Source organism: Clostridium sp. HBUAS56010, from assembly GCF_007115105.1.
Classification (GTDB): domain Bacteria; phylum Bacillota; class Clostridia; order Lachnospirales; family Lachnospiraceae; genus Lacrimispora.
This window is the reverse complement of the sequence record NZ_SULJ01000002.1, coordinates 23,273-49,469: the sequence shown is the minus strand read 5'-3', so window position 1 is coordinate 49,469 and position 26,197 is coordinate 23,273. Positions and strand designations below refer to the sequence as shown.

The 26,197-nt window shown below is 44.1% G+C and carries 26 protein-coding genes; 24 read left to right on the top strand and 2 right to left on the bottom strand.

Annotated features, from left to right (window positions below; translation table 11 throughout):
- Positions 1-18 precede the first annotated feature (18 nt).
- The 17 genes from modB to FAY33_RS04775 all read left to right on the top strand — a co-directional run bounded on the left by modB (position 19) and on the right by FAY33_RS04775 (position 16,399).
- The gene (modB, locus tag FAY33_RS04855; RefSeq protein WP_143320027.1) at positions 19-708 is read left to right on the top strand and encodes a molybdate ABC transporter permease subunit; all 690 of its coding nucleotides are present in this window, start codon (positions 19-21) and stop codon (positions 706-708) included.
- Position 709: 1 nt separating this feature from the next.
- Positions 710-1,735, top strand: coding sequence for an ATP-binding cassette domain-containing protein (locus FAY33_RS04850; RefSeq protein WP_143319657.1), 1,026 nt, complete (start codon positions 710-712; stop codon positions 1,733-1,735).
- 91 nt (positions 1,736-1,826) lie between these two features.
- Positions 1,827-2,042 (top strand): TOBE domain-containing protein, encoded by a 216-nt coding sequence (locus FAY33_RS04845; protein WP_143320026.1) that lies wholly within the window; start codon positions 1,827-1,829, stop codon positions 2,040-2,042.
- Positions 2,043-2,299: 257 nt separating this feature from the next.
- The gene (nifH, locus tag FAY33_RS04840; RefSeq protein ID WP_143319656.1) at positions 2,300-3,118 is read left to right on the top strand and encodes a nitrogenase iron protein; all 819 of its coding nucleotides are present in this window, start codon (positions 2,300-2,302) and stop codon (positions 3,116-3,118) included.
- Positions 3,119-3,140: 22 nt separating this feature from the next.
- Complete coding sequence (locus FAY33_RS04835) at positions 3,141-3,464, top strand: P-II family nitrogen regulator (RefSeq protein WP_143319655.1); 324 nt, start codon at positions 3,141-3,143, stop codon at positions 3,462-3,464.
- 31 nt (positions 3,465-3,495) lie between these two features.
- Positions 3,496-3,879 (top strand): P-II family nitrogen regulator, encoded by a 384-nt coding sequence (locus FAY33_RS04830; RefSeq protein WP_143319654.1) that lies wholly within the window; start codon positions 3,496-3,498, stop codon positions 3,877-3,879.
- A 15-nt stretch (positions 3,880-3,894) separates the two neighbouring features.
- The gene (locus tag FAY33_RS04825) at positions 3,895-5,493 is read left to right on the top strand and encodes a nitrogenase component I subunit alpha (RefSeq protein ID WP_143319653.1); all 1,599 of its coding nucleotides are present in this window, start codon (positions 3,895-3,897) and stop codon (positions 5,491-5,493) included.
- Positions 5,493-6,866 carry a nitrogenase component 1 gene (locus FAY33_RS04820; RefSeq protein ID WP_143319652.1) on the top strand — a complete coding sequence of 458 codons (1,374 nt, stop codon included), beginning with the start codon at positions 5,493-5,495 and terminating at the stop codon, positions 6,864-6,866. The genes FAY33_RS04825 and FAY33_RS04820 overlap by 1 nt, the downstream gene beginning before the upstream one ends.
- Positions 6,867-6,950: 84 nt before the next feature.
- Complete coding sequence (gene nifE, locus FAY33_RS04815; protein ID WP_143319651.1) at positions 6,951-8,303, top strand: nitrogenase iron-molybdenum cofactor biosynthesis protein NifE; 1,353 nt, start codon at positions 6,951-6,953, stop codon at positions 8,301-8,303.
- A gap of 18 nt (positions 8,304-8,321) precedes the next feature.
- Positions 8,322-10,973, top strand: coding sequence for a nitrogenase component 1 (locus FAY33_RS04810; RefSeq protein WP_143319650.1), 2,652 nt, complete (start codon positions 8,322-8,324; stop codon positions 10,971-10,973).
- 16 nt (positions 10,974-10,989) lie between these two features.
- Positions 10,990-11,298 (top strand): 2Fe-2S ferredoxin, encoded by a 309-nt coding sequence (locus FAY33_RS04805; protein WP_143319649.1) that lies wholly within the window; start codon positions 10,990-10,992, stop codon positions 11,296-11,298.
- 33 nt (positions 11,299-11,331) lie between these two features.
- On the top strand, positions 11,332-12,303 hold the full coding sequence (locus FAY33_RS04800; protein WP_143319648.1) for a hypothetical protein: 972 nt from the start codon (positions 11,332-11,334) through the stop codon (positions 12,301-12,303).
- The gene (locus FAY33_RS04795; protein ID WP_143319647.1) at positions 12,287-13,114 is read left to right on the top strand and encodes a homocitrate synthase; all 828 of its coding nucleotides are present in this window, start codon (positions 12,287-12,289) and stop codon (positions 13,112-13,114) included. The genes FAY33_RS04800 and FAY33_RS04795 overlap by 17 nt, the downstream gene beginning before the upstream one ends.
- The gene (locus FAY33_RS04790) at positions 13,092-14,486 is read left to right on the top strand and encodes a hypothetical protein (protein ID WP_143319646.1); all 1,395 of its coding nucleotides are present in this window, start codon (positions 13,092-13,094) and stop codon (positions 14,484-14,486) included. The genes FAY33_RS04795 and FAY33_RS04790 overlap by 23 nt, the downstream gene beginning before the upstream one ends.
- 1 nt (position 14,487) lies before the next feature.
- Positions 14,488-14,778, top strand: coding sequence for a PqqD family peptide modification chaperone (locus FAY33_RS04785; protein ID WP_143319645.1), 291 nt, complete (start codon positions 14,488-14,490; stop codon positions 14,776-14,778).
- A 17-nt stretch (positions 14,779-14,795) separates the two neighbouring features.
- Positions 14,796-15,419, top strand: a complete 624-nt coding sequence (locus FAY33_RS04780; RefSeq protein WP_185967490.1) for a Fe-only nitrogenase accessory AnfO family protein — start codon at positions 14,796-14,798, stop codon at positions 15,417-15,419.
- 2 nt (positions 15,420-15,421) lie between these two features.
- Positions 15,422-16,399: a hypothetical protein gene (locus FAY33_RS04775; RefSeq protein ID WP_143319643.1), complete on the top strand. Its 978-nt coding sequence runs from the start codon at positions 15,422-15,424 to the stop codon at positions 16,397-16,399.
- Between the two features lie 48 nt (positions 16,400-16,447).
- Here FAY33_RS04775 and FAY33_RS04770 read toward each other — a convergent pair whose 3' ends face one another.
- Entirely contained in the window at positions 16,448-17,998 is a 1,551-nt protein-coding gene (locus tag FAY33_RS04770) for a polysaccharide biosynthesis protein (RefSeq protein WP_143319642.1), read from the bottom strand.
- A gap of 168 nt (positions 17,999-18,166) precedes the next feature.
- On the opposite strand from FAY33_RS04770, the gene nifS reads away from it, so the two are divergent.
- From nifS to FAY33_RS04740, 6 genes are all read left to right on the top strand, one after another.
- Entirely contained in the window at positions 18,167-19,357 is a 1,191-nt protein-coding gene (gene nifS, locus FAY33_RS04765) for a cysteine desulfurase NifS (RefSeq protein WP_143319641.1), read from the top strand.
- A gap of 39 nt (positions 19,358-19,396) precedes the next feature.
- Positions 19,397-19,834 carry a Fe-S cluster assembly scaffold protein NifU gene (nifU, locus tag FAY33_RS04760; protein ID WP_143319640.1) on the top strand — a complete coding sequence of 146 codons (438 nt, stop codon included), beginning with the start codon at positions 19,397-19,399 and terminating at the stop codon, positions 19,832-19,834.
- A gap of 51 nt (positions 19,835-19,885) precedes the next feature.
- Positions 19,886-20,965: a tRNA 2-thiouridine(34) synthase MnmA gene (gene mnmA / locus FAY33_RS04755; RefSeq protein WP_143319639.1), complete on the top strand. Its 1,080-nt coding sequence runs from the start codon at positions 19,886-19,888 to the stop codon at positions 20,963-20,965.
- Entirely contained in the window at positions 20,962-22,068 is a 1,107-nt protein-coding gene (locus FAY33_RS04750) for an N-acetylmuramoyl-L-alanine amidase (RefSeq protein ID WP_243126593.1), read from the top strand. The genes mnmA and FAY33_RS04750 overlap by 4 nt, the downstream gene beginning before the upstream one ends.
- A 187-nt stretch (positions 22,069-22,255) precedes the next feature.
- Positions 22,256-23,143, top strand: a complete 888-nt coding sequence (locus tag FAY33_RS04745) for a patatin-like phospholipase family protein (RefSeq protein ID WP_143319638.1) — start codon at positions 22,256-22,258, stop codon at positions 23,141-23,143.
- Between the two features lie 35 nt (positions 23,144-23,178).
- Positions 23,179-23,652, top strand: coding sequence for a GNAT family N-acetyltransferase (locus tag FAY33_RS04740; protein WP_143319637.1), 474 nt, complete (start codon positions 23,179-23,181; stop codon positions 23,650-23,652).
- Positions 23,653-23,701: 49 nt separating this feature from the next.
- On the opposite strand, the gene FAY33_RS04735 is transcribed toward FAY33_RS04740, so the two are convergent.
- Complete coding sequence (locus tag FAY33_RS04735) at positions 23,702-24,925, bottom strand: argininosuccinate synthase (RefSeq protein WP_143319636.1); 1,224 nt, start codon at positions 24,923-24,925, stop codon at positions 23,702-23,704.
- A 218-nt stretch (positions 24,926-25,143) separates the two neighbouring features.
- Here FAY33_RS04735 and argC point away from each other — a divergent pair, with 218 nt between their 5' ends.
- Entirely contained in the window at positions 25,144-26,184 is a 1,041-nt protein-coding gene (gene argC, locus FAY33_RS04730) for an N-acetyl-gamma-glutamyl-phosphate reductase (RefSeq protein WP_143319635.1), read from the top strand.
- Positions 26,185-26,197 lie beyond the last annotated feature (13 nt).

Sequence of the window (26,197 nt, the reverse complement as noted above, 5' to 3'; positions counted from 1 at the left end):
AGGAACGGGGTGTCAGAGATGTTACATACCATAGATTTCAGCCCACTTTATCTATCCCTTAAAACGGGAGTTATAGCCACTGTATTAACTTTTTTTCTTGGGACAGGTGCTGCCCGTTTTATGATGAAACAAAATCACAGAGTAAAGGCAGTTCTTGATGGGATATTAACCCTTCCACTGGTGCTTCCGCCTACGGTAGCCGGTTTTTTCCTGCTTCTGGTGTTCAGTCTGCGAAGACCATTTGGGGCATTTTTGGCGGAGCAGTACCAGATCAGGCTGGTCCAGACCTGGTCCGGATGTGTGCTGGCGGCATTTGTCATCGCATTTCCCCTTATGTACCGCAATGCAAGATCCGCCTTTGAACAGGTGGATGTAACCATGATTCATGCGGGAAGAACTCTGGGGCTTTCTGAAAGAAAGATATTCTGGAAAATTGTTGTTCCCATTGCAGCACCTGGACTGGCATCAGGAACGGTTCTTGCTTTTGCAAGAGCAATGGGGGAATATGGGGCGACCACCATGCTTGCAGGAAATATCTTAGGAAAGACCAGAACCATATCCGTAGCAATTGCCACAGAAGTTTCGGCAGGCAACTGGAATAGGGCAGGTTTCTGGGTCTGTGTAATTATGGCTCTTTCTTTTTTGATGGTGGCATTGATTAATTTAATTTCCGGCAGAAGCAGCAAAGGTGAGAAGGGGTGGCGTTGATATGTCATTGCAGGTGAATATAAAAAAGAAGTTTTGTGGATTTGATCTGGCTGTGGATTTTTGTACAGACCGGGGATGTATGGGAATTCTTGGAGCCTCTGGCTGCGGAAAGAGCATGACTTTAAAATGCGTGGCAGGGATTGAAACACCGGATGAAGGGAAAATTGTTTTAAATGGAAGGATTCTTTTTGATTCGGAAAAGAAGATCAATCTGCCGGCAAGGAAACGTCAGGTTGGATATCTGTTTCAAAACTATGCCCTGTTTCCGACCATGACAGTGGAGGAAAATCTTGAAATTGTAATTCCCCAAAAAGAAAAACGCCAGAAACTTACTCATGAAATACTGCAGCGGTTTCAGTTAAACGGGCTGGAAAAACGAAAACCTTCCCAGCTTTCCGGAGGTCAGCAGCAGAGAGTGGCATTAGCCCGGATGCTTCTTAGTGAACCGGAGGTGATTCTTCTTGATGAACCTTTTTCAGCGTTGGATGGCTTTTTAAAAGATGCGCTGCAGACCGATATGCTTACATTTATCCGGGAATATGGAAAGGAGGTTTTACTGGTTTCCCATTCCAGAGATGAGATCTACCGGTTCTGTGATCACATGGTGGTAATTGCAGAAGGGAAGCTTCTGCTGAAAGGCTCCACAAAAGAATTATTTAAAGACCCGGAGAACAGGGAGGCAGCACGGTTGACTGGCTGTAAGAATATCTCAGCCATTCAACGGGTCAGCGATTTTGAACTCTATGCCATTGACTGGAAGATCAGACTGAAAACCAGAGAGAAAATCAAAGAATTCGTAAAATACATTGGAATCAGGGGGCACAGCCTGATTCCGGTGGAAGGACCGGGGGAGAATGTGATGCAGGTCCGATTAAGGGAAGTAACAGACAGTCCCTTTGAACGTCAGGTTTTATTTCACAATGCGGCTCATGAATCCTCGGAGCGGCTTTGGTATTTACAAGATAAAAAAGAGAGTATTCCTTTATTTTTACAGTTTCCGAAAGAAGAAATACTGCTTTTATCTTAATTAATAGAAGTACTTTGTAAAAGAGATTGACAACAGGCATAAAATTGCTTACCATGTGTCAAAAGAAATGGGTGGGGAGGAGCAGTTGAATATGAAATTAAGTGCCAGAAATCAATTGAAAGGCAAGATTATAGGAATAGAACCTGGGGCAGTCAATGCCATGGTAACCATGGACGTGGGAGGCGGTAATATCATATCGGCTACGGTTTCCATGGCAGCAGTAAATGATCTGGAGCTGGAGGCAGGTAAAGATGCTTATGCCATTATCAAAGCCAGTTCTGTAATGATTGGAGTCAATGAAAGATAGGAGCTGGAGATCCAGCTCTTTTGTGGTTTATGAGAGCAAAACAGTCTATTTGTATAAAAGATGGAAAAAACATGTATTTGTATTTGTACATAGTGCTGTATTGAAAGTGAGAAAAAAAACCGATATAGTTATACCAACCTAAGTGGTCGACAAAACTTAGTGGCGTTTTCATTTTCTATTCACAAAGAGGTGGAATGGCAGGATACCCGGTGTATCTGCCTTCTGCCTCTTTTCTTTTCAGTTAAGGAGGAATTGTTATGAGACAGGTTGCGATCTATGGAAAAGGCGGAATTGGTAAATCAACGACAACCCAGAATCTGACTGCAGGTCTTGCAGAGATGGGAAAGCACATTATGATAGTTGGATGTGATCCAAAAGCAGATTCAACCAGACTGGTTCTTGGGGGTCTGGCACAGAAGACAGTTCTGGATACTCTTCGTGATGAAGGAGATGACATTGAACTGGAAGCTGTTATGAAAGAGGGGTACGGCGGTATCAAGGGTGTGGAATCAGGAGGTCCGGAGCCTGGAGTTGGCTGTGCGGGGCGTGGAATCATCACTTCCATTAATCTGTTAGAGCAGCTTGGTGCCTACACCGATGATCTGGATTATGTATTTTATGACGTACTTGGTGATGTTGTATGCGGAGGATTTGCAATGCCCATCAGAGAAGGCAAAGCACAGGAGATTTACATTGTATGTTCCGGGGAAATGATGGCGTTATATGCTGCCAACAACATTTCAAAAGGAATCTACAAATATGCAAAGGCAGGCGGAGTAAGACTTGGGGGTCTGATTTGCAATTCCAGAAAGGTAGACAAAGAGCAGGATCTGGTGGAAGCGGTGGCAGCAAAGATCGGAACCCAGATGATTCATTTTGTTCCTCGTGACAATGCGGTTCAGAGAGCGGAAATCAGAAAGAGAACGGTGATTGATTTCTCTCCAGAGGAAGTCCAGGCAGATGAATACCGTACTCTGGCAAGAAAAGTGGATGGCAATGAGAGATTTGTGATTCCAAATCCGATGAATATTGATGAACTGGAAGAGATTTTAATGCAGTACGGAATCATGGATTAAGAGGGGAAAAGGAGAGGCAGATATGGTATTGGTGAGAGCGATTATCCGGCCGGAAAAGGCGGATTATGTCATGAAAGAGGCGGCAGAAGCAGGATTTCAGGCAGTGACGAAAATGGATGTATATGGACGTGGAAAACAAAAGGGAATTACCGTAGGAGAAGTCCATTATGACGAGATTCCGAAAGAAATGCTTTTATTTTTCTGTAACAAAGAGGACAAAGAGGATCTGGTGAAAGTTATTTTAAGAACTGCAAAGACTGGAGAGGGCAATTACGGTGACGGAAGAATCTTCATCTCTCCTATTGAAGAAGCTTATACCATCAGCACAGGAAAAAAAGGACTTTAAGAAAAGCTTTTAAAAGAAAGGAAGGATGAACATGAAAGAAGTAATGGCATTTATCCGTGTGAATAAGATCAATCCGACCAAAAAAGCTTTGGCAGAAGGCGGTTTTCCGGCAGTTACCTGCAGATCGGTAATGGGCAGAGGGAAAAAAAGGATTGATCCCGAACTGGTTACTCTGGTTCTGGAAAATGGAGCACTTCCCATATCGCCCCAGGGAGAACATTTGACAGAAGTGTTCCGGTGGATTCCCAAAAGGCTTCTGACAATGATTGTGGAAGATGAACAGGTAACAGAGGCAGTTGATATTTTGATAAAAGCAAACCAGACAGGAAATCCAGGTGATGGAAAAATCTTCGTGCTTCCCATTGAGGAAGCGTATACCGTTAGAAGCGGAGAACACACCATGGATGCTTATTGATGGGAGGTGAAGGCAGTGGCAAAAGAAAGAGAATTGTTGTTGGATCAATATTCAACCAGAGTGTTTAAAAACAGAAAGAGTCATATTACCCAATTGGAATTTGCAGAAGAACCCGATGAGATTACTGCCAATACCAGGGCAATACCGGGAATCATAACCGCAAGAGGCTGCTGCTATGCAGGCTGTAAGGGAGTTGTTGTAGGTCCCATGAAGGATTCCGTTGTAATTACCCACGGACCGATTGGCTGTGCCTTTTATTCCTGGGCGACCAGAAGAAATAAAGCAAAATCTTCCTATGAGGGAGAGCCTAACTTTGTTCCTTATTCATTTTGTACTGATATGCGGGCGTCTGACATTGTATTTGGGGGAGAGAAGAAGCTGGAAGAAGGAATTGACGAGATTATGCGGCTCTTCAATCCGAAGTGTATCTTCATCTGCTCCACCTGTCCCATTGGTCTGATTGGAGATGATGTGCAGGCAGTGGCGAGAAGAACAGAGGAAAAATACGGAATCACGGCAATTGGTTATTCCTGTGAAGGGTATAAGGGTGTATCCCAGTCTGCCGGGCATCATATTGCGAATAACGGTCTGATGCGTTATGTGATCGGCAAGGGGGAAGAAGCCCCAAAGAGCAAGTACAGTGTCAACATTCTTGGAGAGTATAATATCGGCGGTGATGGCTGGGAGCAGGAGCGGATAATAAAGAAGATCGGGTATGAAGTGGTTTCGGTATTTACCGGAGACGGTTCCTATGAAACCATTAAAAATTCCCATCTTGCGGATTTAAATCTGGTTATGTGCCACCGTTCTATTAATTACATAGCAGAGATGATGAAGACCAAATACGGCGTGGACTGGATTAAGGTCAACTTCATCGGAATCGGAGCTACCTGTAAGTCCCTTCGCATGATTGCAACATACTTTAATGACCCGGAGCTTACAAAGCGCACGGAGGAAGTCATTGCAGAAGAACTGGCAGAAATCAGCGAAGATATGGAGTATTACAAATCCAAGCTAAAGGGAAAGACAGCCGGTATTTTTGTAGGCGGTTCCAGATCCCATCATTATCAGATGTTACTGCGGGACTTTGGCATGGAAACCACAATTGCCGGGTATGAATTTGCCCATAGAGATGATTATGAAGGCCGTGAGATCATTCCCCAGATCAAAGCCGATGCAGACTCTAAAAATATCGAAGAAATCTCTGTCAGCAGGGAAGCCGGGTATGAAGACCGCTATTCCGAAGAAGAGATGAAAGAGATGCGGGCAGCCGGTGTGGAACTGGATACTTATGATGGAATGTTAAAGGATATGAAAAAGGGCTATATGGTTGTGGACGATTATAACATGTTTGAAACCGATCAGTTAATTGAGGCATATAAGCCGGATATTTTCTTTTCCGGAATCAAGGATAAATACGCCATACAGCATGGTGGTGTGGTATCCAGACAGATGCACTCCTATGATTATTCCGGACCTTATGCAGGGTTCAGAGGAGCGGTCATCTTTGGAAGAGATGTGGCAATGAGTCTTTATACCAATGCCTGGTCCCTGGTAAAACCACCGTGGAAAACCACACCAATGATTGAAGGAATGTTAGGAGGTGCAGGCTGATGCTCGAATTAACCCCAAAAGAAATTATGGAAAAACGGCATATGACCATTAATCCCTGTAAGACCTGTGAACCGGTAGGTGCCATGTTCTGTGCACTGGGTGCAGAAAAATGTATGCCCCATTCCCATGGTTCCCAAGGATGCTGTTCTTACCACAGGACAGTGTTAAGCCGTCATTTTAAAGAACCCGCAATTGCCTCCAGCAGCTCTTTTACCGAGGGAGCCTCTGTATTTGGCGGGCGGAGCAATATTACAACAGCCGCCAAAAATGTGTTTGATCTCTACAACCCGGACATTATGGCGATTCATACCACCTGCCTGTCAGAAACCATTGGCGATGATGTTGGCTCCTATATTTTTGACATGGAGATTCCGGAAGGAAAGACGGTGTTATATGCCAGCACTCCTTCCTATGAAGGATCACATATCCAGGGATTTTCCAATATGATGATTGGGTTTATGAAGTACATGACAAAAAAGACCGGAGTGTCCAATGGAAAATTAGCCATCTTCCCAGGCTGGGTCAATCCTGGAGATGACAGGGAAATAAAGAGAATCGCCGGACTTATGGGAGCTGATTATATCTATTTTCCAGATCATGACGGCACGCTGGATCATCCCATGGATGGGAAAAATGAATATTTCCATAACAATGCCGGAACCTCAGGAGAAGAGATCAAAGCTCTTGGCGACTGTAAAAAGCTGATTTCCATGGGAACTTATTGCAGTACGGAACCATCGGAATACATGGAAAAGGAATTTAAGGTTCCTTTTTCCAACATTCCCGTTCCCGTAGGAGTAAAGCTGACGGATCAGTACCTTTTAGAACTCCAGAAATTTACCAAACAGGAGGTACCAAAAGTTCTTGAGGATGAACGCGGAAGACTGGTGGATTTAATGTTAGATGCCCATCAGTATGTATATAAGAAGAAAGCCGCCATCTACGGCGATCCGGACATTGTGTATGGATTTACGGCTCTTTGTCTGGAACTGGGAATGATCCCCAGATACATCATTACCGGAACACCAAAAGAACGGTGGGAGAAGGAAATCAAGGCACTGATGGATCAGTATGGAGTAGATGAAAGTGAATATGTGGTAAAGGCGGATACGGATTTATTCTATCTTCATCAGTTGATTAAAAATGAATCCGTGGATATTCTAATTGGCTCCAGTTATGGAAAACAGATTGCAAAAGCAGAGGATATTCCTCTTGTCCGTATGGGATTTCCGGTTCTTGACCGGTACGGAAACCCCATTCAGGCAACCGTTGGATATTCAGGCGGAATCCGTTATGTGGAAAAAATCGTGGATGCCATGATGGACCGGCAGGACCGGGATGCGGCAGATGAAGACTTTGAAGTGGTAATGTAAACAAAAGAACCAGGGAACCAGGGAGGGCGCCGCACCCTCCCTCTTGTGGTATTCACCGGGTTCGCATTTGAAAGGAGTATGGTCATGGGAACGGAAAAATCAAGCAATAATATTCTGGATGCCAGAAAGGGTTCCATTGTAATCAAAGAGGGATGCGGCGCCAAAGGCGGTATTTGCTGCGACAGCAACAGTGTATCCGGTTCCGTATCTCAAAGGGCCTGTGTGTACTGCGGGGCAAGGGTGGTATTAAATCCCATTACGGATGCCTATCATATCGTCCATGGTCCCATTGGCTGTTCCAGCTATACCTGGGATATCAGAGGGTCGTTATCAAGTGGAGAGGATATTTACCGCAACAGTTTTTCCACCGATTTGCAGGAGACGGATATTATATTCGGGGGAATTAAAAAACTGGAGGCAGCCGTTGATGAACTGATGGAAAAACAGGAGAACGTAAAGCTTATCTTTATTTATGCCACCTGTATTGTAGGTGTAATCGGAGATGATGTAGATGCACTGTGCAGAATGAAATCCGAGCAATATTCCATTCCGGTTATTCCCGTTAAATCCCCTGGGTTTTCCGGGAACAAATCAACAGGATACCGTATGGCATGTGATGCCATTATGAGCGTTCTTCTTCCATATAAAAGTCTGCATAAAAAGAAAGCCATTAATATTTTGGGGGATTTTAATCTGGCAGGTGAGATGTGGATCATAAAAAATTATTTTAAGGAGATTGGCATTGATGTGATCTCTGGTTTTACAGGGGACACCAGTTATGCGGATATGATAGAAGCTCCAAAGGCATCCTTTAATATTGTCCAGTGTGCCGGATCAAGTACCTATCTGGCAAATCGGATGGAGGAGGAGCTTGGCATTCCTTTTATCAAAGTCAGTTTTTTTGGTGTTGAGGATACTACCGCATCTTTAATCCGTGTGGCAGATGCGCTTCATGATGATGAAGCAAGAAAAAAAGCCATTGGGTTCTGTGGAAGGAAAACGGCAGAATTAAGTGGATTTTTAAAGAAATACCGAACCAATCTGGAAGGGAAAAAAGCAGCCATCTATGTGGGTGGAGGGTTTAAGGCGATTTCCCTGATCCGGCAGTTTCAGACCATGGGAATACAGACCGTTGTGGTGGGAACCCAGACTGGTAAAAAAGAAGACTATGAGATTATAGAAAGTCTGGTGGAACCGGACACCATTATTTTAGATGATGCCAATCCGGCAGAACTTGAGCTGTTCATGAAAAAAAAAGGTGCGGATATTTTGGTGGGAGGTGTGAAAGAACGGCCTCTGGCTTATAAACTGGGAATCGCATTCTGCGATCACAATCACGAGAGAAAATTCCCTTTAGCTGGTTTTCAGGGAGTTTATCACTTCACTGAGGAGATCAATCGAAGCATCAACAGTCCTGTATGGGAATATGTAGGCTGACAGAAAGGTGGAATAACCATGAAAAGTAAAGTAGAACCTCTGGTAAATCTAAATATCAATCCCTGTAAAATGTGTATGCCAATGGGCAGTGCCACTGCATTTTACGGATTGAAAAACTGCATGACCATTCTTCACGGTTCTCAGGGATGTGCCACTTACATCCGGAGACATATGGCAACCCATTACAATGAGCCGGTTGATATTGCTTCTTCTTCCTTAACTGAGCAGGGGACCGTATATGGTGGGAGCGATAATCTGAAAAAGGGACTTAAAAATCTGATTGAGCTGTATCATCCGGATATGATCGGAATCATGACCACCTGCCTTGCGGAAACCATTGGAGAAGATGTTCCTGGAATTTTAGAAGATTTTCTGGAAGAAAATGAAGAATACCGGAACATTACCCTGATTCCGTGCAGTTCTCCCGGATATGGGGGAAGTCAGTATGAAGGTTATTTTTCCGCACTCCATGCAATTGTTTCTTCCATTCCGATGGATAAGGAAAAAAATCATCTGGTTAATGTGGTAACTGCCCCTTTAAGCCCTGCTGATACCAGGTATATAAAAGAAATGTTAGCCCTTTTTGGAATCGAAGCCATACTGTTACCTGACTTATCGGAGAATTTAGATGGTGCTCATGAAAAAGAATACAACCGTCTTCCCCATTATGGAACCAGCTTAGAGGAACTAAGAAAAATGGGCGGAGCAAAGATTACCCTGGAATTATCAGGGTTTGAACGGAAGAATTCCGTAGCGGAATACCTGCTTCATACTTACAAAGTTCCTTATATCCGTCTTCCCCTTCCGGTAGGACTAAGAGATACGGATATTTTCTTAAAAACTCTTTCGGATATTTCTGGAAAAGAAATTCCAGAGAAACTCAAAAAGGAAAGAGGCCGGTATCAGGATGCTATGATTGATTCCCACAAATATAATTCTTCCGGAAGAGCCGCTGTCTTTGGGGAACCGGATCAGGTGTATTCCATGGTTCGTATGATGTGTGAGTGCGGAGTGATGCCTGTGGTATGTGCCGCCGGGTCACATTCCCCGGAACTGATGAAAAAGATTGCTCCGGAGATCGAATCCCTGGCACAAAGGTATTTCATCGAAGAATACAGAATTACGGATCAGGCAGATTTTAAAGAGATTGAAGCTATGGTTATTGCATGCAATGCCAATCTTTTAGTTGGTAATTCTGATGGAAGAAGAATTGCAAAAGATCTTTCGCTTCCTCTTGTGCGGAGGGGATTTCCTGTTCATGACCATGTAGGGGGACAGCGCTTAAAGATGCTTGGGTATGAAGGTTCCATGGAACTGATGGATGAGATTTCCAATCATCTTCTTGAAACGGTTGAAACCACATTCCGGGAGACACTTTATGATACTTATTATAAAGAAGAACCAAAATCTCCCAAACCAGTAAAAACACCGGAATTTACAGAACTTGCAGACCGGGAAGCCGTTATGAGAAAAAAGACGCTGGAACACCCCTGCTATAACTGTAAAGGACACAAGTTTGCCAGAATTCATCTGCCTGTAGCACCTGCCTGCAACGTTCAGTGCGGATATTGTGTCAGAAAGTTTGACTGTCCCAACGAAAGCCGTCCGGGAGTGACCTCGGCGATCTTAACTCCCAATGAAGCATTGGAACGGTATCTGAAGGTAAAGGAAAAGATGCCAAACTTAACTGTAGTGGGTATTGCAGGACCGGGAGAGGCACTGGAAAACTGGGAGAGTGTAAAGTCTGTTTTTGAACTCATAAGAGAAGCGGATCCGGATGTGACATTCTGTCTCTCCACCAACGGATTAAAGCTTCCGATGTATGCCCAGGAACTGGCACGCCTTTCCGTATCCCATGTAACCGTAACTCTCAATGCTGTAGATCCCCATATCAGCGGACAGATCTATCAGTATATCCGGTTTATGGGAAAAGAGTATCGGGGAGATGCTGCAGGAGCCATCATGGTAGCAAATCAGCTTGCAGGAATCCGTCTCTTAATTGCCAACGGGGTTTTGGTAAAGGTTAACATTGTAACGGTAAAGGGAATCAACGACCATCATGTACCGGAAGTGGTAAAAGCTGTGAAGGAAATGGGCTGTTTTATTACCAATATCATGCAGATGATTCCGGTAGAGGGAAGTGCCATGGAGCAGGTGGAACCCATCTCCAACAGGCAGTTGACGGAATTGAGGAAAGAATGCGAAGCGATCATGCCACAGATGTATCATTGCCAGCACTGCCGTGCCGATGCGGTGGGAACCCTGACGGATGATAAATCCATTGAATTAAAAGGGTTCTTATCGGAAGAATCAAAAGAGGCACTTTCCGTGGAAAAACAGTACCGGTTTGCAGTTGCTTCCAAAAGCGGAGTGGTGGTGGATACCCATTTTGGTCATGCAAAAGAATTCTACCTGTATGACTACAAAAACGGAGAAGTACGGTTTGCAGGAAAGAGAAAGGTGGAACAGTACTGCAGCGGTGAAGAATTCTGCGGAGAGCAGGAAGATAAAATGAAATCAATTTTAAATGCCCTTACCGGCTGCAACGGGGTCATTGCCATGCGGATTGGAATGGAGCCAAAGAAAAAGCTGGCACAGATGGGGATTACGCCGGTAAATACCTACGATATGATTGAAGATGCGGTGAAAAAAGCGGCAGCAGCAATGTAAAAGGAGGAGGAGTCAGATGGTACAGCCCAAATATCATGTCTTTATCTGCACAAGCTGCAGAATAAATGGCACTCAAAAAGGAATGTGTTATCAAAAAGGAGCGGTTGATTTAATCCAGGCATTTATGCAGGAGATTGAGGACCGGGAATTGTCCGGAGAGGTTGTTTTAAACAATACAGGATGTTTTGGCATCTGCGACAAAGGACCTGTTGTGGTGGTATATCCGGAAGGCGTATGGTATGGCAATGTCACCGGACCTGATGTGGAGCGGTTATTTGATGAACATTTTGAAGGAGGAGTTCCGGTCAAAGATCTGATGATATAACAGATTTACGAAAAAAGGGAGGGGTGCCGGTTGATGAAGATCATTGATGCTACGCTGACTATGGTTGATGGAAGTTGTTTGACAAAGAAACTGGTAAAAGATTTTTTAAAAGGGCTTAACAGTCTTTCTGTGTCGGGAGCAGTTCTCTCCCCCAGAGTTTATCATGTGTTAAATGGTGAACTGCCGGAAGGCATCATCTATTATATGGAACTTCCCAGTATGGGAGAATGCGGAAAATATCCGGGAATCCAGTTTTTCTTTTCTTCCTTTTCTGATGGGACTGGAAAAAGTATCCGCAGCATTCAGGTAAATGATGTATCGGAATTAAAAGGCCTGGCGGATATTGGCTGTGACAAAAAGCTAAGGCTTACAGGGCTTGACGATCTTCTGATTTATGAAAGCAGGGATATATATGAACGGGGAATGAAGCTTTTGATGCAGGTATCCCCGATTCTTTATCCCGAGAATTCCTATTACTGTGCCTCTGCCATTGCCGCAGATTATCTCCAATACCATCATAACGGTACGGTGATGACCACATTTACAGGAATCGGCAACAAAGCCGCCACAGAACAGGTGATTCTTGCCATGCGTGTGGTCGAGCGTTACAAACCAAACCACAACTTCGAACCTCTGGCAGAGCTTCGGGGAGTTTTTGAGCAGATGACAAAGAAAACCATATCCGGTCATGCTCCCGTGATCGGCAGCAAAATTTTTCATATTGAATCCGGTATCCATGTAGACGGAGTTTTAAAAAAGCCATCCAATTACGAATCTTTTCCTCCAGAGCTTGTGGGAGCAGCCAGAAAGGTGGTGCTTGGAAAGCACTCGGGCAAGATATCCATACGCTATAAAATGAAACAGCTTAAAGTTGAGAAGCAATACGATGAAGGGCAGCTGCTTGAGATGGTAAAACGAAAAAGCATGAAAAACAATGGAGAAGTAACCGATGAAGAATTTTTAACTATAATGAGTGAGTGTGATAAGAATGAAAAGACGAATTAAAATAGTGGATACAACCCTTCGGGATGGAGAGCAGTGCCCTGGAATCGTATTTTCACCAGAAGATAAAATCAAACTGGCTCTGTTCTTAGACAGCATCGGCATTGATGAAATTGAAGCCGGAATATACGATACAGGGACAGAAGGAATTCATTATATCGCAAGGATCATGAAGGAAAAAAGGCATGCAGACATCTCTGTCTGGTCCAGACTGAATGCAAAGAATGTGGAAGAGGCAGCCAGACAGAAACCAGATCTGATTCATGTTGGTACGCCGGTATCCTATACCCAGATTTACACCAAGATTGGAAAGAATAAGAAATGGATTGAGAATACCTTAATGGAATGTATCCAGGTTGCAAAGGATTATAACATTCCGATTACAGTAGGGCTTGAAGATTCTTCCAGAGCCGATGTGGCATTTTTGATTTCTCTCATCCGACAGATTCGGAAAAAAGGTGTGGAGGTAATCCGGTTAGCGGACACGGTTGGTGTTTTATTCCCAAGAAGAGCAAGGGAGATGATTCAGGAGATCCGTCAGACTGGAATTCAGGTGGAGGTTCATGAACATAATGATTTTGGAATGGCAGTTGCCAACTCCATGGTTATGGCGCTGGCAGGAGCAGATATGGTAGATGGAACTTTATTGGGAATTGGGGAACGGGCAGGTAATTGCAACCTTTATGAATTCGTACATGGAGCCGGAAGAAAATTCGATCTGGGGGTAACCAGTCTGGACATAAAAAAAGCGGAAGAACTATTAAGAGGGATGAGCAAGGGAGGAGAAGCCTATGATACGTCAGATAAGTTATGAAGACGGAAAAAGGAAGATGGCACAGGGAATTGGAACTCTTTGCCATGTCCTCTCTGCGGAAGGTAATATTTTAGTCAATGGAAGATTCAGTATGTCTGCGTCTGAGGTGGCAAAAGAGCTGGAAGGGAAGGATTATTATGTCAACCAGGGGATCCGCCTTGCCAGTGCAGCAATTCAGGAGATTAACACGTTGTCAGGCTGCGGCACCAGAGAGACTGCGTCTATGATGAAGTTTTTGCTCCCCGTATGCCAACGCAGGGAAGCATCCGGCATCAGTCCGGTGTATTTTGCAAAATGTTTAAAATCTGCCGCCCTGTCTCTGGAAGAATCAGTCAGACAAAGCACCCATCCTGCCAGGGATTCCAGGAAAGAGCTTCTTACCCGGATAACAAATGATCCCAACTTGGCGGATTTGATTCTTTCTGGCATGGAGGCTGGGGAATTGGTAGTAAAAGAGTCCATGAATGCAGAAACAAAGCTGGAAATCACAGAAGGAATGCGCCTTGATGGGCCGTTGGCTGTGGGAACCTGTGGAACGTTTTATGATGTCCGTGTTCTGGTGGTAAACCGTTCCATATCCTCCTTTCAGGAGATCTATCCGCTTTTAACCAGATTAAAAGGAGAGAGGCTTCTCATTCTTACAGACCAGATAGAGGGCGAAGCAAAGAATCTTCTGGCTGTCAATACTCAGAAAAACCATCTTCCCGTATGGGCGGGGAAAATCCCCGGAATAGGAAGGCGAAAAGAAGATCTCATGGGAGATACGGCAGTTTTGACAAATACTACGGTGTTTGACGGCATCTATCCCTGCCCCATGAAAGAGATTTCCCTCCATATGCTTGGAAAAGCAAAGACTCTTACCGTAACACCTGGGTACATTATTATAGAAGGAAGTCTGAAAAGAGAACCGGTTTTCAATCGGATTCATTCCATAGAAGAACGGATAAACCAGCCGGAAACCAATTATTATGATAAGCAGAAACTCAGGGAACGGATTGCCGGTCTAAAGGAAAAGGCGCCGGTCATCTATGTGGGTGGGCAGACCCTGACCCAGTCAAAGGATGAAAAAAGAAAAGTGGAATATGCAGTTGCGTATGCCCAGACCATGGACCAGTACGGAATTGTTTCCAAAGAGGATCTTGCCTCTGTTTTCCCAGGTTCTGAAACAGAGACCATACTTCTGGAATCCATAATCAGAAGTTTAAAAGAGGAAGCAGTAAGCACCTGGCTTCTTATTTTGATGATCAAGAAAGTAACTGGACTTTTGGTGATGTGGCTGACAACAGGAGCCGTTATGGTGAGTACCGGATATGACAGGGAAGATCTGGAACTGATGAAAAACGGTGTGGATATAGAAAGGTTAAGAGGCTGAAATGAAAATTAGAAACGTAAAACTAAAGCCTGGATTTGTCTTAAAAGAGCTTGGCGGGGAATTCTGTATTTTTGATGAAAGGGACAGCCAGAACGGCTCCCTAGACGGTCTTCCGTCTGTCAATGAAACCTGTATCTTTTTATGGAACAGTCTGGAGCGGGGAACAGAGGTTGGCAGGCTGGTGTCTCTTTTGTCAGAGGAAAAAAATATTGATGAAGAAGAAGCCCAACTGGAACTGGAAGAATTTCTTGCAAAGCTGATTCACGGAAATGTAATTGAGTTTGACCGCTAAACAAAGGGGGAATGTCTATGGATAAAATAGCAGTATTTAGCCGTGATGAAACAATGGAAGCTTTTCTGCGCTGCAATCTGGTACAGATTTATGAAGAACAGGGTGGGATTTGGGAACGGGTCAGTTCCATTTCTTTTGTCCCTCTAAAGGGGAGTTCTGTGGTGGAGTTAAGACAGGAGACAGAAAAAATAGCTGGTTATGCAGGGAATGCCAAAGCAGTGATCTGTAAAGAAATCACAGGAATTCCCTTTTCTGTCATTGATAGAAAAGGCTATGGTATTTTTCTTACAGACCAGGTGGATGAAGAAACCCTGAACGGAGTGATAGAAGATTTAAAGCAGAGTGAGGAACGCAAAAAAGGGAAGGCAGAGATGGTGAAAAACCTGCGTCCGGTACAGGGGGACACTCCAGGTATATATTATTTTAATCTTCTGGAGGTGCAAAAGGAATGTCCAGAAGTGTCTTCTAAAAAAGCGCTTATGCCCTTTTTGGCAGAAACCCCTTTTCTGGAACTTCATCTGATCTGTGCCCATATTCCTCCTTGGCTGGAGAATCAGAAAGATTTTGAAAAAACGGTACAGCTTAAAAAAGGAGCTGTTCATGTAACCATAACAAGAAGTTTCTGTTTAAAGGAGGGGTAACAATGCAGAATTATATGGTGATTGATGATAAGACGCTGCAGACACCTTTTGGTATCTTAGGAGGCGTGGCTTCTTTTACCTGCCATCCAAAAGGAGAACTTTTTGGCGTAAAGCTTTCGGAAAAAAATATGATTGTTACAGAAGTTGGAGAACTGGTTCCGGCTTATACGGAAACACCCAGAAGAAAGAATAAGCTTGCTGTGGAATTTGACAGAAAGGGAATGGTGGTGGCTGTGTCCCTGGAACAGCAGCAGGAGATTATAACACCTATTGGAGGACTTCCTGCAGAACTGGTACGGTTTTATCCAGGCGGAGAACTTCACCGTATATTCATGGTTGATGGTCAGTTAAGCGGATTCTGGTCAGAGGAAGATGAACGGAAACACAATATTCCTCTTTCCTTTGACCTTGGTATTTGTCAGTTTAAGGCAATGATCAGCGGCATCTGTTTTTATGAAAGCGGAGAGATTAAGAGCATTACTTTATTTCCTGGAGAGAAGATTGCAGTAAAGACACCTTTGGGAACGGTAGAAACAGAAGTTGGGTTATCTCTCTGGCAGTCAGGAAAATTAAAATCTGTAGAACCTATGGAAGCGGTAATGGTGCCTACACCCATCGGAACCCTTGCAGCCTTTGATCCGGATCATAACGGGATCAATGCGGACAGCAATTCCCTTTCCTTTACCCAGGAGGGAGAGATTAAGTCGCTGATTACCTGCGACCATTCCATCTATGTCCAGACCGAAGAGGGGAGCATTGTGAAATACACCCCTGAACAAAAGATGCATCCCCTGTATGATGATGTACTTACTGTATCCGGGCTGAAAGTGGAATTTGATTATAATTCCAGACAGGTTACAATGGGAGGTCAAAGCTATTGTTTAAACCGCTGCGGTTTTACCATAGAAGCCTTTCAAAGACCGGGGATGCACTGCAGTCCATCGGATTGTGCAAACTGTTCTTTGTGTAACAAAGGATAAGAATAGGGAGGAAGGAGAAGATCTGCCTGGCAGATCTTCTTTCCATATTTAAAAGTTCTCATCTTCTCCTCCCTTCATCACATGGGCGGCAAGAAGCAGAAGCAGATACAGCAGACATAATATCAGAATATGTACAGCAGTTTTTATAAACAGGGGCAGGCCTCCAAATGGATCAGCCAGGGAAAATACAGCATAATAGATTCCGATTGCCAGAATCATAAGGAGGGCAGGCTTTACGATCATATCCAGTGCATTCCAGTCAAAGGAGATCTTTTTCTTTAAGGTCAGAACGTGCATGAGAGCCAGTAAAAGCTCACTGACCAGCGTTCCGATTAAGTAGGCCAGAATTCCAAATCGGGGAATTCCAAAGAGAACAAAACAAAGACGGATTACCATGGAACAGGCATTTTGTATAAAGGTTACGGAAGTCCGCCCCAGTCCGTTTAAGATGCTGCCCATAGTGGTCACCAGATAGAGAAAAGGACAGAGCCAGGCAAGAATGGTCATATAACTGCCAGCAGTAGGATCTTTAAAAACACTTTGCCCCAGATCATCTCCAAATAAAGTGAAGATACCAATGCAGAGAATCCCCACATACAGGCAATAACGAAGAGACATGGAAACGGCTGCTCCGATCCTGCGGTCATTTCCCTCTGACTGGGCTTCTGCTACCGTAGGAAGTAAAAGAACCGCCAGTGAATTAAAAACGGTAGAGGGGAACAAAATAAAGGGCAGAGCCATTCCGGTTAAAACCCCATAAACCGATAGGGAATCAGAACCAGACAGCCCAGACATCTGCAGACGGCTGGGAATTAAGATGGCTTCTGCACTAGCTAAAAGATTTAGTACCAGACGGTTTCCCATAAGCGGAAGGGCAAGTTCCATCAGCTCCGGTGCTGTTTCCCGGAATCCCGAATGAACGTGATTGACCCCTTGTGCCATTTTAGGTGGAAAAAATCGGTAAGCAGTAATTGTATAGAGGGAAGAGGCGATTTCTCCAACCAAAAGCCCTAAAACTGCAAGCTGTACTGTGATTTTAATTCCTGATTTCAGCATAATATCCGCAATCAGAAATACAGCCCCAATCCGAATGGTCTGTTCCACAATCTGAGCAACAGCAGGAACCTGGGGACGCTGCATACCATAATAATATCCATTGATACAGGCATGAATGGCTGCACAGGGAATTGCAACCGCAATAAAAATCAGAAGCGGGGCACACCTTGGCTCCATTAAGATGTTGGTTGCGATCAGCTCCTTAAACTGAATAATCCCATAGGCAAGAACAAAGGAAGTGGCAACAGAGATCAGCAAACCTGCCCTGAAAATGGAACGGCCTTTTTTTACATTGGCAGCTACAGACTGGGAAATGGCGGTCTGTATGGACCCGGCGCATAACGCAAAACAGATGCCGAAAACCGGATGAATCAGGTTGAAGACTCCAAGCCCTTCCGCGCCAATGGTCCTGGAGAGAAAGATTCTGTAAAAAAAACCAAGTACTCTGGTAACCAGCCCGGCAGAAGTCAGAAGAAGAGTTCCGGTCAGCAAAGCGTATTTGGTGGGAGACAATTTCCGCACAATTTTTAGGGTATCATTCATGGAATCTCCTGGAAATGAGAATTATTATAAATATATGGAAGGAATTCTTTCTTCATGACAGATTCATAACGAGAATCATTCCTATTGAAATTCTATGAAATGTGTGTATAATAGAATTTGTAGATGAAGCTTTTAACTTTAGAACTACAGAAAGGCGGAACTAACAATATGAAGCAACTGATTTATCTTGACAACGCAGCAACGACCAAAACACGTCCAGAGGTCGTAGAAACCATGCTGCCGTATTTTACGGAATATTATGGGAATCCATCTTCCGTATATGAGTTTTCCGGCATCTCAAAGAAGGCGATTGTAGGAGCCAGAGAGACGATTGCCAATGCCATAGGCGCCAAATCCAACGAGATTTATTTTACCGCAGGAGGCTCTGAGTCAGATAACTGGGCATTGATTGCCACTGCTGAAGCTTATTCGGCAAAAGGGAAACACATTATCACCAGTAAAATTGAACACCATGCTGTGCTTCACACCTGTGAATACTTAGAGAAGCGCGGTTTTGATATCACCTATTTAGATGTAGATGAGTATGGTGTTGTAAAACTGGATGAATTAAAGAAAGCCATTCGTCCAGACACCATTCTTATCTCCATAATGTTTGCGAATAATGAGATTGGAACCATTGAACCCATTAAAGAAATCGGTGAGATTGCAAAAGAACATGGAATTTTATTCCATACCGATGCAGTCCAGGCGTTCGGACATGTGCCCATTAATGTGGATGAATATCACATTGATATGCTCAGTGCCAGCGGACATAAGATCAACGGACCAAAGGGAATCGGTTTTCTCTATATCCGTACCGGAATTAAGTCCCGTTCTTTCGTCCATGGAGGCGGTCAGGAGAGAAAGCGCCGTGCAGGAACAGAGAATGTACCTGGCATCGTAGGCTTTGGCAAGGCAGTTGAGCTTGCAGTGGCAGAGATGGATGAGAGAATTAAAAAAGAGTCCGGACTTCGTGATTATCTGATGGAACGTGTTATGGAAGAGGTTCCTTATACCAGAATCAACGGGCACAGGAAGAATCGGTTATCCAACAATGTGAATTTTGCATTCCAGTTTATTGAGGGAGAATCCCTTCTTATTATGTTAGATATGAAAGGTATCTGCGGCTCCAGCGGTTCTGCCTGCACCTCAGGTTCCTTAGATCCATCCCATGTACTCCTTTCCATCGGACTGCCTCATGAGATCGCGCACGGATCTCTCCGCCTTACACTGGATCAGGTCAATACCAGGGAAGAGATGGATTTTGTGGTAGAATCCATTAAGGAGATTGTAGCAAAGCTGCGCAGCATGTCTCCTTTGTATGAGGATTACATGAAACATCAGGATCGTCATTCGTAACAGTCGGGAATTATTACCTTGAAATGGAGAAAATAGAATATGTATACAGAAAAAGTAATGGATCATTTTGAACATCCCAGAAATGTTGGGGAGATAGATAATGCAAGCGGTATGGGTACCGTAGGCAATGCCAAATGCGGAGATATTATGAGAATGTATCTGGATATTGATGAGAACCAGATAATCCGTGATGTAAAGTTTAAGACGTTTGGCTGTGGCGCTGCAGTTGCAACCAGCAGTATGGCTACAGAGATGGTAAAAGGCAAGACGGTGAGAGAGGCAATGGAAGTTACCAACAAAGCCGTTTGCGAGGCACTCGACGGACTTCCTCCAGTAAAGATCCATTGTTCCTTACTGGCAGAGGAAGCGATTCACGCCGCTTTATGGGATTATGCAGTGAAGAACGGAATCGAGATTGATGGTTTGAAGAAACCAAAGTCCGATATCGGTGAAGAGGAAATCGAAGAAGAATATTAAGATGCCTTCTATACCCAAAAGCATGGGCGAGAAAGTGGAAATGATAAAGCGATGAGTAAATCAAAAGTAGTAGTGGGGATGTCAGGAGGAGTTGATTCCTCTGTGGCAGCCTGGCTATTAAAAGAACAGGGATATGACGTAATCGGAGTTACCATGCAGATCTGGCAGGATGAGGATACCAGTACCCAGGAAGAAAACGGAGGCTGCTGCGGACTAAGTGCCGTGGACGATGCCAGACGGGTTGCCTGGGATCTGGGAATTCCCTACTATGTTATGAACTTCAAAGAAGAGTTTAAATCCAGTGTGATTGACTACTTTGTGGAGGAATACCAGAAGGGACGGACTCCCAATCCATGTATTGCATGCAACCGCTATGTCAAATGGGAGTCTCTGTTAAAGAGAAGTCTGGATATCGGTGCAGATTATATTGCAACCGGTCATTATGCGCAGATAGACAAGCTCCCAAGCGGCAGATATGCCTTAAAGAAATCAGTAACGGCTGCAAAAGATCAGACCTATGCTCTCTATAATCTGACCCAGGAACAGTTGTCCAGAACCTTAATGCCAGTTGGTGCCTATACGAAGGATCAGATCAGGGAAATTGCAGGTCAGATTAATCTGCGGGTAGCTCATAAACCGGACAGCCAGGAGATCTGTTTTATTCCTGATAATAATTATGCTGAGTTTATTGAGGAAAATGCCGGAGAAAAAGCACCGGAAGGCAATTTTGTGGATTTGGAAGGTCAGGTGATCGGCAGACATAAAGGAATTACCCATTATACGGTAGGTCAGAGAAAAGGTCTGAATTTATCCATGGGGCATCCGGTCTTTGTGGTGGAGATCCGCCCAGAGACCAATGAAGTGGTGATTGGCAATGGAGAAGATGTGTTTTCCAATTCTCTGCGTGCCGGACATTTAAACTGGATGGCAATTGATGGGCTTCACGGACAGGAGCTGCAGGTAACTGCAAAAATCCGTTATAGCCATAAAGGTGCCCTTTGTACCATAAGAGAAGTGGAAGACGGTGTGGTGGAATGTAATTTTACAGAAGCACAGCGTGCCATTACTCCTGGACAGGCAGTTGTATTTTATGATGGGGATTATGTTGTAGGAGGAGGAACCATACTGTGAGTAAGATCAGAATGAGAAAAGGGTGGTTCCTCCTTTTTTCTGTCCTTTTTTCTATGCTGCTGCTGTTTGGCTGCGGGAAAAAGTATGAGGCAGTAAAAGCCCCTGTGGTAGAAGAAGCCGGAGGCGGTCTGCCAGAAGAAAAAGAGACCAGACCGGTATTGATTGGAGATGGACAGCAAGCGGAGACCAGTTCCCATGAGGCATCGGTTACCAAAGAGACGGCACCGGCTTTTCAGGGAGCTGATGAAACGGTTTATGTGACCGGTTCTTTCGTGAATATCAGAAAGTCTCCTTCCACTGGCGGTGATGTTATAAAAAAACTCAAAAAAGGAACTTCTTTAAAACGAACCGGATACAGCAGTGCCTGGAGCCGTGTTGTTTATGAAGACAGGATCTTATATATTTCTTCTGACTATGTATCAAAGGAGAAGCCGCAACCAGAGACAAAGCCTGAGTCAATTGCAGGAAATGGAACTGGAAAAATGATTGCCATTGATCCGGGGCATCAGGCAAAGGGGAATTCAGGCAAAGAACCTGTGGCACCTGGCTCCACTCAGATGAAAGCAAAGGTAGCTTCCGGGACCCAGGGTGTGAAAACAGGAATTCCAGAATATAAGCTTACCCTTTCTGTTTCCCTGAAATTAAAGCAGGAGCTTTTAAACCGGGGCTATCAGGTTTATATGATCCGGGAAACCAATGAGGTAGATATCAGCAATGCTGAACGGGCAGAGATGGCGAATAAAAGCGGGGCAGATCTATTTGTCCGGGTTCACGCCAATTCCTTAAATGACAGCAGTGTCCATGGAGTTCTGACCATGTGTCAGACCGCGAAGAATCCATATAATGGGACTCTTTACGGAAAAAGCCTGGCTTTGTCAAAAGCTGTGGTCAATGGAATTGCAGGAACCACCGGGTTTAAGAACAGGGGAGTCCAGGAGACGGATTCCATGAGCGGAATTAACTGGTGCAAAATTCCTGTAACCATTGTGGAGATGGGCTTTATGAGCAATCCAGAAGAAGATGAGAAGATGGCGACTGAGGAATACCGGGATAAGATTGTAAAAGGCATTGCAGATGGAATTGATGCCTATTACGCAAAATGAGAATGAGATATCAGGAAGAACAGTCTTTGGCAGTCTTAGACCTGTTCTTCTTTGTATATGGAGAGCAGGCATATTTTCCCTTAGTCAGGCATAAATTTTTCTGAAACCTGGGTGTGCCTGAACACTCATTGTACCTCCGGCACAAGCATTTTCAGACACACCCTGCAAAAAAGCGAGGAAAAGGGAAATGGCTGATTATGGACTGGCGCTGGCTGGGGGAGGGGCAAAAGGAGCGGCTCATGTAGGCGTTTTGACCGCTCTTGAGGAAGCCGGAATTCTTCCAAGCCATGTTGCAGGGGCAAGTGCCGGAAGTATTGTGGCAGGTCTTTATGCAGCAGGAATGGAAGTAGGAGAGATGCGGGATACGGTGCGTTGGCTTGCAAAACATGGAAAAGGGCTGATTGATCCGGATATTCTTGGCATTGTATTGTTTCTGCCTCAGATAATTCTTGGAAAGGAAACCACCTTAAAAGGTCTGATTAAAGGAAACCGGCTCCAGCGTTTTCTCTGTGAGCTGACAGAAAAACTGGACATTGAGGGGCAGTGTAAAGGGCTGTTGATTCCAGCGGTGGATATTAACAGCGGAGATACGGTTGTGTTTACCAATCTTTTTAAAGAGCAGATTCCTTTGTCCGCTCTGACTTTGGAGCATGTGAAATGGGAGAGAAGCGGACTGTTGTGTGATATTATGATGGCAAGTTCTTCTGTTCCCGCAGTTTTCTGTCCCAGACCCATGAAGAATTTTCTGTTAGTTGATGGCGGTGTAACCAATAATCTTCCCGTGGATTTACTGATTGCTGCCGGAGTGCCTAAAGTCTTAGGCGTAGATCTGGGAGATAAGTATGAAAAGCCCCATGATGAATCCTTGATTGAGATTGCATATCATTCTTTCTTTGTTATGAGCCGGGATTTAAAAAACTGCGGCAGCGGTGGAGAGCGTATGTTATTAAAACCACCTCTTCCCAAAGATGCAGGATTGCTGACGTTTGACTGCATGGAGGAGTGCATGGAAAGTGGATATCGTTACACCAAAAAGATGATTCCCCGCATTAAAAGGGTATTATTCGGTATTTAAAATAAAAAAATGATATTATAGAAGGAGGAAGCGGAATGGAAGTAGCATTTCGATATGCACAAAAAGAAGATGTACCTGTGATTCTGGGTTTTATTAAGGAACTGGCGGAGTACGAAAAACTGCTTCATGAAGTGGTTGCTACCGAAGAGATCCTGACCGAATGGATATTTGAAAAGAAAAGGGCAGAAGTGCTTCTGGTCCAGGCAGATGGGAAAACGGTGGGATACGCCCTGTTTTTCCATAATTTTTCTACGTTTCTTGGAAGAGCCGGTATTTATCTGGAAGATCTTTATATCACACCCAAAAGCCGTGGGAACGGACTTGGGAAAGCTCTTATTAAGAAACTGGCATCCATAGCGGTTGAACGTGGCTGCGGAAGGCTTGAGTGGTCCTGTCTGGACTGGAATACCAAAAGTATCATGTTTTACCGTTCTTTAGGAGCGGAGCCAATGGAGGGCTGGACGGTTTACCGTGTAACAGGTGAAACGCTGAATCACCTTGCACAATAGAAGAGAACGCATCTGGAGATATAATCCGGATGCGTTCTTTTTAATGGTATTATTTATTTTTTTCTGCTTCCTGCATCTTCATTGCACGGACCTTTAAAGGCAGTCCGAATAATGTGATGAAACCGTCTGCATCGTGATGGTCATAAAGGTCTCCTGTGGTAAAGGAAGCCAGTGATTCACTGTATAAAGAGTACGGAGAGGTGGTTCCTGCTTTGATGATATTTCCTTTGTAAAGCTTGAATTTTACTTCTCCGGTTACATATTCCTGAGTAGAGGTTACAAAAGCCTGAACCGCTTCACGCAAAGGAGTGAACCATTTTCCTTCGTAAACGATCTGGGCGAACTTATTGCCCATGTCTTTTTTCACTTCTGTAGTAGCACGGTCAAGAACCAGTTCTTCCAACTGCTGGTGTGCTTCCATTAAGATGGTTCCGCCTGGAGTTTCATAAACACCTCTGGATTTCATGCCCACTACACGGTTTTCTACAATGTCAACGATACCAATGCCATGCTTGCCGCCCAGTTCATTTAAGGTTGTGATGATGTCAGAGACTTTCATCTTCTTGCCGTTGACGCTGACCGGAATTCCCTTTTCGAAAGTCATGGTTACATACTCCCCTTCTTCCGGTGCTTTCTCCGGTGAAACACCAAGGACAAGAAGATGGTCATAATTTGGTTCATTCGCAGGGTCTTCTAATTCAAGACCTTCGTGGCTGATATGCCATAAGTTGCGGTCACGGCTGTAACTGCTGTCTGCAGAGAACGGAAGATCAATTCCGTGTTGTTTGCAGTAATCAATCTCGTCTTCCCTGGACTGCATGGTCCAGATATCTGTCATACGCCAAGGGGCGATGATCTTTAAATCTGGAGCCAGCGCTTTGATTCCCAGTTCAAAACGGATCTGGTCATTGCCCTTGCCGGTTGCTCCGTGGCAGATGGCAGTGGCGCCTTCTATTCTTGCGATTTCAACCAGTCTTTTTGCAATAGCAGGACGTGCCATTGAGGTTCCCAGAAGATATTTATTCTCATAAATAGCATTTGCCTGAACGCAGGGAACGATGTAATTGTCACAGAAGTCATCAACCAGATCTTCAATGTATAATTTTGACGCACCGGATAATTTAGCTCTTTCTTCCAGCCCGTCCAGTTCGTTGCCTTGTCCGCAGTCGATGCAGCAGCAGATCACGTCATAATCAAAGTGTTCCTTTAACCACGGAATGATAGCAGTAGTATCCAGTCCACCGGAATAAGCTAAGATAACTTTTTCTTTCATTTATAGTTCCTCCTCTGTTTTAAATGGATATTTATTAATTAAACTTTCATAAATATACACCAAAACAGGGTATATTGCAAGTGTAAAATGAAATTTATAAAAAGAACTTGCATAATATGCAAACGGGATGTATAATTATGAACTACTAGAATATGGGTATGAATCCTTGCCCGCAGGTGAAGAATGAAAATAAGAAAATACAAAAAGGAGAGATGGCTATGATAAAGGCAGGAATCATTGGTTCAACCGGTTATGCAGGGGGAGAACTTGCAAGACTGTTGCTCCAGAGAGATGATGTGGAAATAATATGGTATGGTTCCAAAAGTTATGTAGATCATAAATATTCATCCGTTTATCAAAATATGTTTCAGATTACAGACGAAATCTGTCTGGATGATAATATAGAAGAACTGGCTCAAAAGGCAGATGTAATTTTTACAGCAACTCCCCAGGGATTTTTAGCCTCTTTATTAAATGAAACAATCTTATCCAAAACTAAAGTAATTGATTTAAGTGCGGATTACCGGATTAAAGATGTGGAAGTTTATGAGGAGTGGTATAAGATGGTACATAAAACTCCCCAGTATATAAAAGAGGCTGTCTATGGGCTTCCGGAACTGAATCGGGAGAAGATTAAGAATGCAAGGCTTATCGCCAATCCAGGCTGCTATCCGACCTGTTCCATTTTAACCATTGCACCATTGCTGGAAGAAGGACTGATTGAACCCTCCAGTATTATTATTGATGCAAAATCAGGAACCACCGGTGCAGGCAGAGGGGCAAAGGTGGATAATCTTTACTGTGAAGTCAATGAGAACATCAAAGCTTATGGAGTAGGCGTTCACAGACACACACCGGAGATTGAAGAACAGTTGTCCTACTGTGCAGATGAATCCCTTACTCTCAGCTTCACTCCCCACCTGGTTCCAATGAATCGTGGGATTTTAGTTACTTCCTATGCTGCCTTAAAAAAGGGAGTTACAGAAAAAGAAGTGAGAAACGCTTATGCAGAACGTTATAAAGATGAATTCTTTGTTCGTGTCCTGGAGGGGGATCTGACTCCTCAGACCAAGTGGGTGGAAGGAAGCAATTTTGTGGATGTGAATGTTAAAGTTGATAAAAGAACCAACCGGGTGATTATGATGGGAGCCATTGATAATCTGGTAAAAGGAGCAGCAGGCCAGGCAGTACAGAATATGAATCTGCTTTTTGGACTGCCGGAACAAAAAGGGCTGAAACTGATCCCCATGTTTCCATAAGGAAGGAATCCAA